Annotated in this window: 13 protein-coding genes and 3 pseudogenes; 13 read left to right on the top strand and 3 right to left on the bottom strand. The window is 66.5% G+C overall.

Features of this window, described 5'->3' with window-relative positions; all coding sequences use genetic code 11:
* Nucleotides 1-37: 37 nt before the first annotated feature.
* From ABZW16_RS07680 to ABZW16_RS07725, 10 genes are all read left to right on the top strand, one after another.
* Nucleotides 38-1,549: a PfaD family polyunsaturated fatty acid/polyketide biosynthesis protein gene (locus tag ABZW16_RS07680; protein WP_354953322.1), complete on the top strand. Its 1,512-nt coding sequence runs from the start codon at nucleotides 38-40 to the stop codon at nucleotides 1,547-1,549.
* On the top strand, nucleotides 1,546-3,327 hold the full coding sequence (locus tag ABZW16_RS07685; protein ID WP_354953324.1) for an acyl-CoA dehydrogenase: 1,782 nt from the start codon (nucleotides 1,546-1,548) through the stop codon (nucleotides 3,325-3,327). Before ABZW16_RS07680 ends, ABZW16_RS07685 begins: the two co-directional genes overlap by 4 nt.
* On the top strand, nucleotides 3,324-5,105 hold the full coding sequence (locus ABZW16_RS07690; protein ID WP_354953326.1) for an acyl-CoA dehydrogenase family protein: 1,782 nt from the start codon (nucleotides 3,324-3,326) through the stop codon (nucleotides 5,103-5,105). The genes ABZW16_RS07685 and ABZW16_RS07690 overlap by 4 nt, the downstream gene beginning before the upstream one ends.
* A gap of 46 nt (nucleotides 5,106-5,151) precedes the next feature.
* Nucleotides 5,152-5,562: an SRPBCC family protein gene (locus tag ABZW16_RS07695; RefSeq protein WP_354953328.1), complete on the top strand. Its 411-nt coding sequence runs from the start codon at nucleotides 5,152-5,154 to the stop codon at nucleotides 5,560-5,562.
* Nucleotides 5,563-5,572: 10 nt separating this feature from the next.
* Nucleotides 5,573-6,889, top strand: coding sequence for an aspartate aminotransferase family protein (locus tag ABZW16_RS07700; protein WP_354953330.1), 1,317 nt, complete (start codon nucleotides 5,573-5,575; stop codon nucleotides 6,887-6,889).
* Nucleotides 6,886-8,070: a thioester reductase domain-containing protein gene (locus ABZW16_RS07705; protein WP_354953331.1), complete on the top strand. Its 1,185-nt coding sequence runs from the start codon at nucleotides 6,886-6,888 to the stop codon at nucleotides 8,068-8,070. Before ABZW16_RS07700 ends, ABZW16_RS07705 begins: the two co-directional genes overlap by 4 nt.
* Before the next feature lie 24 nt (nucleotides 8,071-8,094).
* Complete coding sequence (locus ABZW16_RS07710) at nucleotides 8,095-8,337, top strand: LuxR C-terminal-related transcriptional regulator (protein WP_354953333.1); 243 nt, start codon at nucleotides 8,095-8,097, stop codon at nucleotides 8,335-8,337.
* 68 nt (nucleotides 8,338-8,405) lie between these two features.
* Nucleotides 8,406-10,169, top strand: a complete 1,764-nt coding sequence (locus ABZW16_RS07715; protein WP_354953335.1) for an ABC transporter ATP-binding protein — start codon at nucleotides 8,406-8,408, stop codon at nucleotides 10,167-10,169.
* Complete coding sequence (locus tag ABZW16_RS07720) at nucleotides 10,166-11,893, top strand: ABC transporter ATP-binding protein (RefSeq protein ID WP_354953337.1); 1,728 nt, start codon at nucleotides 10,166-10,168, stop codon at nucleotides 11,891-11,893. Before ABZW16_RS07715 ends, ABZW16_RS07720 begins: the two co-directional genes overlap by 4 nt.
* A gap of 342 nt (nucleotides 11,894-12,235) precedes the next feature.
* A complete protein-coding gene (locus ABZW16_RS07725; protein WP_354953464.1) occupies nucleotides 12,236-12,538 on the top strand; it encodes a hypothetical protein in 303 nt (100 codons plus the stop codon).
* Nucleotides 12,539-12,631: 93 nt separating this feature from the next.
* Here ABZW16_RS07725 and ABZW16_RS07730 read toward each other — a convergent pair.
* A pseudogene (locus ABZW16_RS07730) lies at nucleotides 12,632-12,787 on the bottom strand (IS1634 family transposase); the annotation flags it as partial.
* A 100-nt stretch (nucleotides 12,788-12,887) separates the two neighbouring features.
* Between ABZW16_RS07730 and ABZW16_RS07735 the strand changes: the two are divergent.
* A pseudogene (locus tag ABZW16_RS07735) lies at nucleotides 12,888-13,001 on the top strand (IS701 family transposase); the annotation flags it as partial.
* A gap of 61 nt (nucleotides 13,002-13,062) precedes the next feature.
* Here ABZW16_RS07735 and ABZW16_RS07740 read toward each other — a convergent pair.
* The gene (locus tag ABZW16_RS07740; RefSeq protein ID WP_354953466.1) at nucleotides 13,063-13,452 is read right to left on the bottom strand and encodes a hypothetical protein; all 390 of its coding nucleotides are present in this window, start codon (nucleotides 13,450-13,452) and stop codon (nucleotides 13,063-13,065) included.
* Nucleotides 13,453-13,466: 14 nt separating this feature from the next.
* On the bottom strand, nucleotides 13,467-13,748 hold the full coding sequence (locus ABZW16_RS07745) for a hypothetical protein (protein ID WP_354953338.1): 282 nt from the start codon (nucleotides 13,746-13,748) through the stop codon (nucleotides 13,467-13,469).
* A gap of 63 nt (nucleotides 13,749-13,811) precedes the next feature.
* On the opposite strand from ABZW16_RS07745, the pseudogene ABZW16_RS07750 reads away from it, so the two are divergent.
* Together ABZW16_RS07750 and ABZW16_RS07755 are read left to right on the top strand one after the other, a co-directional pair.
* Nucleotides 13,812-13,975 (top strand): annotated as a pseudogene (locus tag ABZW16_RS07750) (transposase); the annotation flags it as partial.
* Nucleotides 13,936-14,094, top strand: a complete 159-nt coding sequence (locus ABZW16_RS07755) for a hypothetical protein (protein ID WP_354953340.1) — start codon at nucleotides 13,936-13,938, stop codon at nucleotides 14,092-14,094. The pseudogene ABZW16_RS07750 and the gene ABZW16_RS07755, both read left to right, overlap by 40 nt.
* The last annotated feature ends 40 nt before the right edge of the window (nucleotides 14,095-14,134 follow it).

Consider the following 14,134-nt stretch of genomic DNA (forward strand, 5'->3'; position numbering starts at 1 on the left):
CTATATAAATATCAGCATGCTTAATCCACTCAGATTTGTGCATTATTTCAATAAAATAATTAAGACTGTCTTCAGCGGTAATAAATTCTCCATTTCCGATGACGACGCCTCGGTCATCGCCGCGATCGGCCCGCTGCCCGCCGAGCAGCTCGGCTCCGCCGCCTTCCGCGCCTGCCACGGCGTCCGCTATGCCTACATGGGTGGCGCGATGGCGGGTGGTATCGCCTCGGAGGACTACGTGATCGCGCTGGCCCGGTCCGGTTGTCTCGGCTCGTTCGGCGCTGCCGGATTGCTGCCCGAACGCGTCGAGGCCGCGCTGCAGCGATTCGCGGCCGAAATTCCCGGATTGCCCTACGCCGCCAACCTGATTCACAGCCCGAGTGAGGAGGAGCTGGAACGCGCCGCGGTCGAGTTGTTCCTGAAATACGGGGTGCGCTGCGTCGAGGCGTCGGCGTTCATGGACGTCACCGCGCATATCGTCCGCTATCGGGTGGCCGGACTGGCCCGCACCGGCGACGGGCGGGTGCTCATCGCGAACCGGGTGATCGCCAAGGTATCCCGGGCCGAGGTCGCCGAGAAGTTCATGCGCCCCGCACCCGCCGCGATCGTCTCCGATCTGCTGGGTCGCGGGCTGATCACCGCCGAACAGGCCGAGCTGGCCAAATTCGTGCCGCTGGCCGATGACATCACCGCCGAGGCCGACTCCGGCGGGCACACCGACCGCCGCCCGCTGACCACCCTGTTCCCGTCCATCCTGCGCCGCCGCGACCAGGTGCAGCAGGATCTGGGTTATCCGGTGGCGGTCCGGGTGGGCGCGGCCGGTGGTATCGGTACCCCGGTCGCCGCCGCGGCCGCCTTCGCCATGGGTGCCGACTATGTGGTCACCGGTTCGGTCAACCAATCCTGCTTGGAGGCAGGAACTTCCGACGAGGTCCGGCATCTGCTGGCGGCGGCGGGCGTCGCGGATGTGGATATGGCGCCCGCGGCGGATATGTTCGAAATGGGCGTCGAGCTGCAGGTGTTGAAGAACGGCAGCATGTTCGCGATGCGGGCGAAGCGGCTCTACGAGCTCTACCGCACCTACGACGGGCTGGACGTGCTGCCGATCGCCGAGCGCGCCCGGCTGGAACAGCAGATCCTGCGCCGCTCGGTGGAAGACGTCTGGCAGGACGTGGTCGCCTACTTCACCCGCCGCGATCCGGACCAGCTGACCCGGGCCGCCGATGACCCGAAGCGCAAGATGGCTCTGGTCTTCCGCTGGTACCTGGGCATGGCCTCGCGCTGGGCCGTGGTGGGTGCGGCCGATCGCGGCTTGGACTACCAGATCTGGTGCGGTCCGGCCATGGGCAGCTTCAACGAATGGGTGCGCGGCTCCTACCTGGCGGCCACCGAGAACCGCCGGGTCGCCGATGTGGCGCTGAATCTGCTGCACGGTGCCGCCTTCACCACCCGCATCCAGCAGTTGGCCGTGAACGGCGTCCGGGTGCCGCGCGGCTGCGCCGACTACCGCCCGGCGCCGCTGGCCGACGACTCCGGGGGCGCGCGGTGACCACCGTCGAAAGCCGCGCAGCCGCCATCGATCTCGGACCGTATCCGGCGGCGGCTGCCCTGGAAGCCGCGCTGGGAGATCCACGGGCACAAGATAATTCGTTCGGCTTCGCCGCCATGCTGGCACGTGCCGAACGGAATGCCTTTCCCGATGCGCTCGCCGATATCGCCGGACCCGCGCTGCGGCTGTCCTATATCCCGGCCGAGTACGGCGGCGATCTGATCACCTACGACCAGACCCTGATGCTGGTTCGGGTCGCCGCGCGACGTGATCTGACCATCATGCCCGCCACGATGATCGACATCACCGCGACACTGTGTGTGCTGCTGGCCGGTTCGCCCGAGCAGCGCGATCAGGTGGTGCGGCTGTTGCGTTCGGGCGAGTCCATCGGATTCGCCTTCTCCGAACCCGCGCACGGCAGCGATCTGCTCGCCAATACCTGTGCGCTGACCCCGGATCCGGTGACCGGCGGCTGGCTGCTCGACGGCGAGAAATGGCTGACCGGTTTCGGCAAGCGGGCCGGTGCCATGCTGGTGATCGCGCACACCGGTGGACGCGGTCCGGCCGCGTACTCGATGGCGCTGGTGCACGATCCGCTGCGGCAGAGCTCGGCCCGCTACCGACTGCAGCGTCCAGCGGGTATGCGCGGCACCGATTTCGCGCATTTCCAGTTCACCGAGCTGCCGGTGGCCGATGACGCGATCGTCGGCCGGATCGGCCGGGGGATGGAGACCGCGATGCGCGCCATGCAGGTGGTCCGGGCCACCAGCGTGGGTGCCAACTTGGCCGCGGTCGATTCGGCGCTGCGGCTCACCCTCGAGTTCGCCGGGCGTCACGTGGTCGCGGGCCGCCCGGTCGGTGAACATGCACTCAATCGCCGCGAATTGGGGACCGCCGCGGCGGCCTTGCTGGCCGGCGATGCGGCCGCACTGGCCTGTGCGCGTGCGATGCACACCTTCCCCACGGCGCAGAGCCTGTGGTCCGGGCTGCTCAAAGCGGTGCTCACCGAGCTGTCCACCGAGGCGTTCACGCGCTGCGCGGACGTGCTCGGCACCCGCGGCGTACTGCGTGAGGGTCCCGAAGGCACCTTCGATGTGCTGCGTGCAGATAACGCGGTGGTTCGCTACTTCGATACCAGCCCCACCGCCAATCTCCGGTTGGTCGCCATGCAGTTGGGCCGGTTCGTCGAAGCCGGTTTCACCGCCGCGCAGGACGGCGCGCTCGAATTGCTCTCGGACACTTTCGATCTCGAGGCCACTTTGCCCTCGCTGGATTTCACCAGCCTGACCTTGTCGGCGCGCGGGCTCGAGGTCGTCACCGGCGGATTCCCGGTGGCGGCGGCGGGTATGCGCGCCGTACTCGGTGCGGCCCGTCCGTGCACCGGACGGGCCTTGGATCTGGTCGACCGGCTGGAGCGAGCGCTGGCGGCGGCGCGCGCCGACATCATCGGTCTGGCCGAGCTGTCCACCTCCGAACGCGCCACCGCGACAGTGGATCTCGCGCTGCGCGTCGCCTATCTGCATGCCGGCGCGGCGTGTGTCCAGCTGTGGTGGTTCAACCGGGCGCGTTCGCTCTACGGCACCACCCCGGGATCGGTCGATTGGCTGCTCCCGGCACTGGCGCTACTGCTCGACCGGGCCGACTGCCGTACCGCCCGATTGCCGATGGTGTTGGCGGACAACGCATTCGACGTGATCGCCCGGCTGCATCGGGACCGTCGGCTGTTCACCGCGCGGCCGCTCCCGCTGGCCACCGAGGAAGGAACCGAACCGTCATGACCGTGCAGTACGTGACCGAGCTGGCCGAGGAACTCGAGCGATACCTCGGCGATCCGCACGATCCCGCGAATCAGATGTCGTTCCAGCGCATTCTGCGCTGTGACGAGCTCGAGGAATTCCCGCACGACCTACTCGGTCTGCTGCAGCGCTGGGCATTGCACGAATACTGCCTGCCGGCCAAGTGGGGTGGCCGCGCCGGTGACGTCGAGACCGGATTTTCGCTGCTGCGTCTGGTCGCCCGCCGCGACCCCACCACCGCCGCCGCCCTGATGCTCACCGACCTGGCATTCATGCCCACCTGGATCGCGGGCACCGATGAGCAGCGGACCCGGCTGGTATCGCAGATCAACAATGGTGCCAAGCTGGCGTGGGGGCTGTCCGAGCGGGCCCACGGCAGCGATGTGCTCTCGAATGAGATGCGGGCCGAGAAGGTGGATGGCGGCTATCTGCTGACGGGGGAGAAGTACCTCATCGGCAATGCCACCCTGGCCGATATGGTGACCGTGCACGCCCGCACCGGCGAACGCGGCGGACCGGGCGACTGGTCCATCTTCCTGGTCGAAAAGCGGCTCGGTCCGGCGGGTGCGGTGCGCGAGCTGCCCAATGAGCGGCTGCACGGACTGCGCGCACTCGATCTCAGCGGTATCCAGCTGGAGAAGTTCTTCGTCCCCGACAGCCACCGCATCGGCGCCGAGGGCCAGGGCCTGGAGATGGTGCTCAAGAGCGCCCAGGTGGCGCGCACCACGATCAGCGGGCTGGCGCTCGGTGCGGTCGATACCGCATTGCGGGTCACCTGCGACTTCATCGTGACGCGGGAGATCTTCGGGCAGCAGGTCGTCGAATTCCCCTACACCCGCCGCCAGATCGCCGAGAGCTTCGCCGATCTGCTGCTGGCCGAGGCGGTGGCCACCGGCGCCGTGCGCGGACTGCAGGCCGCGCCCGAGCAGATCGCGGTAGATTCCGCGATCGTCAAATATTTCGTGCCGACCTCGCTGGAGCGCACCATGACCCAGCTGTCGGAGGTGCTGGGCGCCCGGCTGTACCTGCGCGACCACCCGCACTACGCGATCTTCCAGAAGATGCTGCGCGATATCGTGGTTTCGGTATTCGCCGACGGCAATACCGTGGTGAATCTGAAATCCATTGGCGCGCAGCTCGAACAGATCTTGACCGCGGCCGATTCCGCCACCGCCGAACAGCGCTCGGCCGCGGCGGAGAAAGTTGCGCGCAGCTACGATCTGGACGTCAAGCTCGACGAATGGCAGCCCGCCCAGCAGCAGCTGTTCAGCCGGGCCGGTGATGCCGCCATACTGGCCCTGCCGCAGGCGATCGCGGATCTGCGCGCACTGGCCGGAACCCGTGCAGGCGAGCAGCGGAGCTGGTTCGAACAATCGGCCGACCTCGCCGAACGCCTACTCGTTGAACTGAACCGGATCCTGCTCGAACAGCAGCGGGCCAAGCAGACCCTCGGCCGCGGCTACGGCGCCTCCGCCGAAATCTACCGGCTCGCCGAACAATATTGCGCACTGCACGCGGCCGCCGCACTGATCCACCTGACCGTGCGTTCGGCGGCGGTGTTGGCGCCGCCGTTCCCGGACGGCGCGGTGCTGCTGCTGTGCCTGGAACGCATCTGGCGCGGGTTCCACCCGGCGGACCCGGTCACCGACGCGGTCGTCGTGGACCGCGTCCTGACGGTGCTGCTGGACCTGCACCGCGACCGGAAACTCTTCTCGCACTGGCAGTTCCAATTGCAGGCCAGCGGCGAGACCACAGCCTGACCACTATCTCGGACGTAACACCCTGGAAGGACACATTGTGTACTCGATGAATTCGCGGCACCAGACGGCCGCACCCGCGGACGTCTGGGAGGTGCTGCTCGACTGTGCGTCCTTCCCCGACTACATGGCCGGGGTCAACGAGGTGGAAATCCTCGAGGAAGACGGTACGCGCCGCACGAGTAGCTGGGTCGTCGAGCTCAAGGGCTCCGAAATGGAGTGGGAGCAGGAGGATCTGATCGATGCCCAGCGGCATCGCATCGAATTCCGGCAGACCGATGGCGATCTGCAGAGCTACCACGGCTACTGGCAGCTCCACGAGGGCGGCGCGGGCGGCGAACTGGAACTCAATGTCGAATTCGATATCGGGCTGCCGCTGGTCGCCGAGATGATCCATCCGGCCATCGCCACGGCGCTGGAAGGTTATGCGAACTCGATCGTCACCCGGGCCGCACGGTGAGGGAATTGCCATGAGCGACATCAGGACTCGCGGTGCCAAGGATATCGCGAAGACCACGTTCAAACAGGTCAAACGGCACTTCGCGCCATCGATGGCCCTGGCGGGCAAATTCACCGGTCAGGGTGCGGTCGAGGATTCGGCCAGCGGCTGCCGGGTCACCCTGTCCGATGGACGCGCGGTGCTGGACTTCGGTTCCTATGCGGTCGCGCTGCTCGGTCACCGCAATGCCGCGGTGGTCGAGGCGGTCCGGGCGCAGCTGGACCGGATGCCGACTTCGACCAGGTCGGTGCTGAACCCGCTGCCCGGGCAGGCCGCCGAGGCGGTAGTGGACTATCTGGCCGCTGCCGACTTCGGAGGCGATAGCGCGCCGGAACTGTCGAAGGTGTACTTCGGTTTGAGCGGCGCCGACGCCGTCGAGGCGGCTGTCAAGCTGGCCCGGCTGGCCACCGGCCGTGCCACGGTACTCGCGGTCGAGGGTGCTTATCACGGCAAGACGCTGGGTGCGCTTGCGCTCACCCACCACGGCCGGTTCAAGGGCAATTTGGGTCCGGTGCTGGGCAACACCGTGCACATCGATCCCGCCGATCCGGACGCTGTTTCCCGTGCGCTGGCCGAAAACCCGGTCGCCGCACTGATTTTCGAGCCGGTGCAGGGGGAGAACGGAGTCACGCTGCTGGACCCGGCGATTCTGTCGCGCTGGTGTGCCGACGCGCATGCGCACGGGGCATTCGTAATCGCCGACGAGATCCAGGTCGGCTTGCGCCGCTGCGGTGACCGGTCCGTCACCCTGGCGCACGGGCTGCCGGTGGACGCAGTGCTGCTCGGCAAGGCGATCGGCGGCGGTGTGGTTCCGGTGTCGGCGATGGTCTGCACCGAGGCGCTGTACGCCCCGCTGACCGGCGATCCGGTGCTGCACACCGCCACCTTCAGCGGATATCCGCTCGGCGTCTCGGCCGTGGCCCCGGCGCTGGCCACCATCGAAGCCCATGTCGCCGACGGGGTTCGGATCGCGCGGGAAATGGCCGAGGGACTGGCGCTGCTGGCCGCCGACCACGACACCGTCGTTACCGCGGTGCGCGGGCGGGGTCTGCTGTGGGGGCTGGACTTCTGTTCGCCGGAGTTCGCCGGTGAGGTGCAGGTCGGGCTCGCACAGCGCGGACTGGTCGTGTCCACCTGTCTGAGCCGACCCGAAGTGCTGCGGCTGATCCCGCCGATCATCGCCAGCTCCGACGATGTCGCGGAGGCGCTGTTCCTGCTGCGCGGCGCGATCGAGCAGGCCGCCGCCGCCATCGACCCGACCCGACCCGGATTGGACGCATCGTCATGACATCGCTCGAAATCGAGGGCGCGGCCGAACAACTGGCCGCCGATACCGAACTGGCCGCAGATATCCAGGGCTTCACTCCCACAGTGCACGCAAGCTCGGTGCGGGACGTATTCCTCACCGGCGCAACCGGATTCCTCGGGGCGTTCCTGCTGCAGGAACTGCTGGACCGGGGACTGACCGTGCACTGCCTGGTGCGTGCGGCCGACGCCGACAGCGCCCTGGCCAGGTTGACCGCCAATCTGGACACCTACGAACTGGCCGGGACCATCGCCACCGACCGGATCCGGGTGGTGCCCGGTGATGTGACGCTGCCGAAGTTCGGTCTATCCGACGGCGACTACGCCGAACTCGCGGATCGGGTCGAGGCCAGCTATCACACCGCGGCGAAGGTCAACTTCCTCACGCCCTACAAGTGGCTGCGCAAGCAGACCATCGCGGGCACGCACGAGATGTTGCGCTTCGCCTGCGCGGCGACCGCGCCGCTGCACCACGTGTCCACCCTCGGCGTCTTCGCCGGGGACGCGGATTCGGATCCGCGTGGCGAATCGGATCCCACCGGACCCGCCGCGGATATGCCGCTCGGATACACCAAGAGCAAATGGGTTGCCGAGCAACTGATTCTGGCGGCCGATCGGCGCGGTGTGCCGATCACCATGCACCGGCCCGCGCAGGTGTGGGGCGACTCGAAGTCCGGCGCCTGCCAGAAGAACGACTTCGTCTGGCGCTTTATCACCGGCTCCATCCAGGCCGGGGTGTATCCGCGCAACTTCCGGCTGAAGATGAATCTGGTCCCGGTCGACTACGTGTGCGCGGCCATCGCCGGGGTCACCGCCCAGGATGCCGCGCTCGGCGGGATCTACCACCAGATCGGACCCGCGGCCATCGATTCCGAGACCATTCTCGGTTTCATCCGGTCGGCCGGGTTCGAGATCAAAGAGGTCAGCATCATCAAGTGGCTCAAGGCCATCTCGGCCGATGTCACCAATGCGATGTTCCCGCTGATCCGCACCACCATGCTGATGGAGCGGCAGGAACCGCTGCTGTTCACCGACCACCTCACGCGCCGCCTGCTCGACGGCACCGGGATCGAGTGCCCGAATATCGACGAGCGGCTCTTCGGCACCTACGCCTCGTTCTTCGTCCGGCACGGGCACCTGCCCGCGCCGGTCGCTTCCGCCTGACCGGCTACTGACAGGAGTACCGCGATGTCCGCGCCGACCACATATCCGACCAGCAGAACCGCGCACCACCCGGCGCGTTTGCGGGAGACCGATCCGCGGCTGACCCGCCGCGAATCCGTGATCGCCGAACTGGCGGCCGACGGTAAGTCCAATCGTGAGATTGCAGTGCTCCTGTTCATCTCCGTCCGCACGGTCGAGAACCACCTGCATCGCATCTACAGCAAGCTCGGCATCCACAGCAGGCTCGAGCTCACTTCCGGCCGTTGACTAGTTTGTTAGTGATCACTAATCTCAACCCAAGGAACTCCTGACCCTCGAAATTGGAGGTTTCCGCCATGGCTGCGGAACGATCCGCTCTCGGCGAACTACTCCGTCCGATCCGTGGTCGCGTGCGTCTAGCCGTTGCCGCCCAAGCCATTTCGTCCATCGCCGCGGTGCTGCCCTTCATCGCCGTTGCCGAGCTCGGCCGGGTACTGCTCGATGACGGCCCCGATCGGACCCGCGAGGCATGGACGCTGACCGCCGTCGCCGCGGGCGCGCTGCTGGTGCGGCTGATCTTCCTGCTGGCCGCGGGCGCGCTCACCCACTTCGCCGATGGCGAGCTGGCACTCGACATCCGCCGACGGTTGGTGCGCCGGCTCGGTGAGGTGCCGATGAGCTGGTTCTCCGGACACAACTCCGGCACGGTCAAGAAGATCGTGCAGGATGATGTGGCGGCGATGCACCACCTGGTCGCGCACTCGGTGCTGGAGCTGACCTCTGCGGTGGTGCTGCCGGTCACCGCACTGGTCTACCTGTTCTGGGTGGACTGGAAGATGACGCTGGTGACCATCGCTCCGCTGGTGATCGGGTTGAGTCTGTACAGCGTCACCATGGCCGCAATGGGTAAGCACCTGCCCGAATACGACCGGGCGATGGGCCGGATCAACGGCAGCGCAGTGGAATTCGTGCAGGGCATTGCCGTGGTCAAGACCTTCGGCCAAGCCAAGCGCGCACACGGCCGATATGCCAGTGCCGCAAGCGATTTCGCGAACTTCTTCCTGGACTGGGTGAAGTCGACACTCAGCTCTAAAACCGCGGCCGAGATCGTGCTCTCGCCGATCGCGGTGCTGGCGACGGTGCTCGGCGCCGGCGCCTGGTTCGTCACCCGGGGCTGGTTGGCCGCCGCCGATCTGCTGCCGTTCGCGCTGCTCGGGGTCGGACTCACCGCGCCGATCCTGGCGCTGTTCTATGCGAGCTATGAACTGCGCTTTGCCAAGGAGGCGGCGGCCCGGGTCATCGAGGTGCTCGACACCGCACCACTTCCGGTCGTCGACTCCCCGAAGTCGCCCAGCGGCAATGTCGTTCGGCTCGCCGAGGTGTCGTGCTCCTATGACGGTGCGACCGAGGTGCTGAGCGGTGTCGACCTGGAGTTGCCGGAGGGCACGGTCACCGCGCTGGTGGGTCCGTCCGGATCCGGTAAGAGCACCCTGGCCACGCTGCTGCCGCGATTCCAGGATGTCACCGGCGGTGCGGTCAGCATCGGTGGTGTGGACATCCGCGAGATGGCGCCCCAGGAGCTGTACCGGCGCGTGGCGTTCGTATTCCAGGATGTCCGGCTGGCGCAGGAGTCGATCGCGGCGAATATCCGGATGGCCCGGCCCGATGCATCGGAATTCGAGGTGCACACCGCCGCGCGGATGGCCCGCATCCACGACGAGATCCTGGCGCTGCCGCGCGGATACGACTCGGTGATCGGGGACGATGCGCGGCTGTCCGGTGGTCAGGCACAACGGCTTTCGATCGCGCGGGCACTGCTGGCCGATGCCCCGATCATCGTGCTCGACGAGGCCGCCGCCTATGCCGATCCGCAGTCCGAGGCCGAGGTGCAGGATGCGCTGTCGACACTGACCGGTGCCAAGACCGTGCTGATGATCGCGCACCGACTCGCCACTGTCGTCGAGGCCGACCAGATCGTGGTGCTCGAGAACGGCACGATCGCCGAGCGCGGGACCCATACCGAATTGCTTGCCGCCGAGGGCCGCTACGCCCGGATGTGGCGGGCGCACGAGAACGCCGAGGGCTGGCGGAACCAGCAGCTGGAAAGGACCGGGGCATGATTCGGAAACTGCTCGCGGTGGTCGGGCCGGAACAGGGTGCGGCGCTGCGCAGAATGCTCGCGGTCCTGGTGATCGGCGCGGTGCTGCAGGGTGTGGCCTTCGCACTGCTGGTGCCGATTCTGCAGGCGCTGCTGGGTTCGGATCCGGATCCGGATTCGGTGTGGCCGTGGCTGTGGACCCTGTTCGGGGTGGCCGCGCTGTATGCACTGGCGTACTACGTCAGCATGGGTATCGGCGCGCAAGTCGGTGCGGCACTGGCGAAGACGCTGCATACGCGCATCGGTGACACGGTGGCCGGGCTGCCGCTGGGGTGGTTCGGGCCCGAACGGGTCGGGCAGCTCGGGCAGTTGGCCACCAAGAGTGTCATGGACATCATGGGTGTACCGGCGCATCTGCTGCGGCCGATGGTGACCACATTCGTCACGCCGGTGACGGTGGTCGTGCTGATGTACTTCTTCGATTGGCGACTGGCGCTGGCCGCAACGCTGACCGTTCCGGTCATCATCGCGGTCTACCGCTGGAGCGTGTCGCTGAGCCGCACCGCCGACGACCTACGCACCGCGGCCAATGCCGAAACCGGTGGGCGGGTCGTGGAATTCGCGCAGCTGCAGCCGGTGCTGCGGATATTCGGCCGCGGCGCGGAGACGCTGGATGGCACACTGCACACCCAATATGAGACCTCGCGCAAGGTGCTCGTCACCGGTGTGCCCGGTCTGGTCGGCTTCACCCTGATCGTGCAGGCCGCATTCACCACGATCCTGGTTTACGGCACCTTTCTGGCCCTCGGCGGCAGCCTCGACGTGCCGACCCTGCTGGCGGTGCTGGTGCTTGCGGTGCGGTTCACCGAGCCGATCGCCGAATTCGCCATTCTCGGATCCACCTTGCACACGGCGGAATCCGCGCTGGACCGGGTGCGCGAACTGGTCATCGAACCGCCGCTGCCCGAGCCATTGTCGGCCCGGGTACCGGAGGGCAATGCGGTGCGCTTCGACTCGGTCGGCTTCGGCTACGGCGAATCCGCAGTGCTGCACGATGTTTCGTTCACCGCCCCGGCGGGCCGGGTCACCGCGCTGGTCGGACCGTCCGGATCCGGCAAGACCACGATCGCCCGCTTGATCGCCCGATTCTGGGATGTCGACGACGGCAGCGTTCAGATCGGCGCGGTGGATGTGCGCCAGCTCGACCCGGCCGAGCTGATATCGCGCATTTCCATTGTCTTCCAGGACGTCTACTTGTTCGAGGACACCATCGAGGAGAACATCCGACTCGGTCGCCCCGGTGCCACCGATGCCGAAGTCCGTGCGGCGGCCGCCGCCGCCCGGGTCGACGAGATCGTCGAACGTCTCCCCGAGGGCTGGGCCACCAAGGTCGGCGAGGGCGGCGCCCGCCTCTCGGGCGGTGAGCGGCAACGGGTTTCGATCGCCCGCGCCATCCTGAAGGACGCCCCGATCGTGCTGCTGGACGAGGCGACGGCATCGCTGGACCCCGAGAACGAACAGGCCGTGCAACAGGCGCTGAGCGCGCTGACCGCGGACCGGACAGTGCTGGTGATCGCGCACCGCCTCAACACCGTCGCCGCCGCGGACCAGATCCTGTTCCTCGACAATGGCACGATTGTCGAGGCGGGTACGCACGACGACCTGTTGGGCGCCGAAGGCCGTTACGCGGCGTTCTGGGCACAGCGCCGCCGTGCCACCGAATGGAAGGTCGGGGCACTCAGCTGACCTTCCGACGCAGTCGTCCCGCCGACCGATCCGGGGTCGGCGGGACGACGCGCATTCGGGCCGTCGCCATGCGCCACGATAAGTTGGCCCTGATCGGTCGCACCGGATTCGTCCTAGCCCTCGTCGTCGAACGGCCCGGGCTGCAAGGAGAAACGAGTTAGTAATCGCTGCAGTGGCCGCCAAAGCTGCCGTCAAACTCGCCAAGATCATCGACAAGTTCGCCGAAATATGGATTCTCGCGGTCGGATATCGAGCAGATCAAGAACCACGTCTTCAAAGAAGAGCATCTGCTCGACTCATATGACGCGGGGACGATGGGCCGCTTTGAATGAAAGGTGCAAGGTGGCATACTCGATCGGAATCTGGCGCCAGCCGGGCACAACGGTCTATCGCTGGGAGTCCGACTATGGGGGTGCGGCCAAAAATGAAGGTTTTGTTCGGGTGTACCCCGACACCAACACTGTGCGACCCTGCACTCAGAACGGTGACTCGATTGGTGACCTGATCCTCAGGTCGGACGGAGTGCGAGACGGCTCGGCGGAGGGCGTCGATCCGAACCTCCTCCGTCAGATTGCATCAGCGATCCTGCGCAAGGTCGGCTCGGCGGGCGAATTTCCCGAGACCGCGCACAAATACTACGGATGAACTTTGACTCTCCGAGTTCGATGACCTTGCGGACCCGGCTTCGGTCGATTTAGTGCGCAAGTCCGTCGGGGCCGAGTTGGTGAGGAAGTCGTGGAGTTCGGCTGGTAGTGGGTCGGCGGCGGTGAGGGATCGGTTGCCTGCGCGGATTTCGATGGTGCGGCAGCGGCGGGTGGAGTCGACGAATTTCCTTATGCTCCAACCAGTTCGGTGCTCGATCGAGTGGCTTACGGCAAGGGAAGCGAACACGATGCCAGGTGTGCCGTAGGCCCGGCACAACCCGTCCCACAGATGCCCCGTTATGTCCGAGTTGGATTTGTTGATGTCGTGGACCGTGCCCTGGTTCAAGGGGTCGGAGCCGCGGGCACGAGAGTACGTGACGGGCCTGGAACGGAAGAACGGGCGGACGCGGGCCGAACTTCCGGAAGGGATGCAGCGACTACTGCGCAATTCCGACTGGGATGTCGGGCCGTCACCTCTGATCGTGAATCGGGAGGCCGCAGCCTTACCGGGTGGCCCCGTCGTCGTCAGGAGTGCCGGAGTTCGGGCGGTAGCGGCGGATGGGGGGGTAGGGGAGGTGGCGGGTTCGCGGTCTGGCAGGCGCCGGTTCGGCGGTCGACGACGCGATCGATGCGCGCCGCGCCGAAAATTGAGCCCGCGCCTGCGGCGAGGACGATCGGGCCTAGATAGAAGCCGCGGCGATCCTGTTGGTGCTCTTTGCGTTCGGTGTAAGTCTCGTGTTCTGTGCTGCCGCCGCGGCTGATGATGGTGCAGACATCGCCGGGTTTCATGACCTGGTCGTTGCACATCGGCTCTGTGGTGGGATCGCGGAACAATGTGATGGTGAACATCGCGCCGCCGATAATCACCAAGACGATCCCGCCATACCGCAGCATGTCCGCCAGCCCGCCGAGCACACCCTTCTCAGCGCTCACTGCTGGTTCCTTTGCCGCTCGTGGCGGATGTAGTCGTGCTCTTGCTTGTCGAAGAGCCCGACATGCGGTGCGACCGAAGCGATGTAGTCGAACAGCTCGGTCCAAGATCGGTCGTAGTGCTCGCGGTAACCGTCGTGCGGATAGACCGGAACGTTCTTCAATTTGATGAAAATTTCTCGGTGGTAGTGGCGGGCCAGTTCACGTCCGTTCTGCTTCTGGATGGCTGCCAATGTGCCCATCCAGATCGATTCGACTTCCGGCCACGGCTTGAATCCCATCAACCCCATCCGGACGGTTCACCCGAGCCGAGCCGCGGGAGCGGGCACACGGGTATGTGACTGGGGCTGCAACGGCAGTACTCCGGCACCGCGGGCGGACGGAGAATTGCCAGATCGGGGTGTTCCTGGCATACGCGTCCCGGCACGGGCACACCCTGATCGACCGGAAACTCTACGTCCCGCAGTCGTGGACATCGGATCGGCAACGGTGCCGCGATGCCGGGATCCGGAGACCGAGGTCGCGACCAAGCCGCAGCAGCTGATCGCGATGCTCGGGCAGGGGGCGCTGGAGTTCGTGGTTTGCCGGATGGGGAGGAGTTTTCGCCGCGCATGGAGCGGCCGCTGATCAAAGACCGAGGGCCCGTCGCCATCGCATTCGGTGCGTT

Source organism: Nocardia sp. NPDC004604, from assembly GCF_040609795.1.
Taxonomy (GTDB): Bacteria; Actinomycetota; Actinomycetes; order Mycobacteriales; family Mycobacteriaceae; genus Nocardia.

Bases quoted from the DNA above. Each gene is read 5' to 3' on its own strand.
- ABZW16_RS07690 (WP_354953326.1), top strand. From the start codon at position 3,324: ATGACCGTGCAGTACGTGACCGAGCTGGCCGAGGAACTCGAGCGATAC.
- ABZW16_RS07695 (WP_354953328.1), top strand. From the start codon at position 5,152: ATGAATTCGCGGCACCAGACGGCCGCACCCGCGGACGTCTGGGAGGTG.
- ABZW16_RS07700 (WP_354953330.1), top strand. From the start codon at position 5,573: ATGAGCGACATCAGGACTCGCGGTGCCAAGGATATCGCGAAGACCACG.
- ABZW16_RS07705 (WP_354953331.1), top strand. From the start codon at position 6,886: ATGACATCGCTCGAAATCGAGGGCGCGGCCGAACAACTGGCCGCCGAT.
- ABZW16_RS07710 (WP_354953333.1), top strand. From the start codon at position 8,095: ATGTCCGCGCCGACCACATATCCGACCAGCAGAACCGCGCACCACCCG.
- ABZW16_RS07715 (WP_354953335.1), top strand. From the start codon at position 8,406: ATGGCTGCGGAACGATCCGCTCTCGGCGAACTACTCCGTCCGATCCGT.
- ABZW16_RS07720 (WP_354953337.1), top strand. From the start codon at position 10,166: ATGATTCGGAAACTGCTCGCGGTGGTCGGGCCGGAACAGGGTGCGGCG.
- ABZW16_RS07745 (WP_354953338.1), bottom strand. From the start codon at position 13,748: ATGGGATTCAAGCCGTGGCCGGAAGTCGAATCGATCTGGATGGGCACA.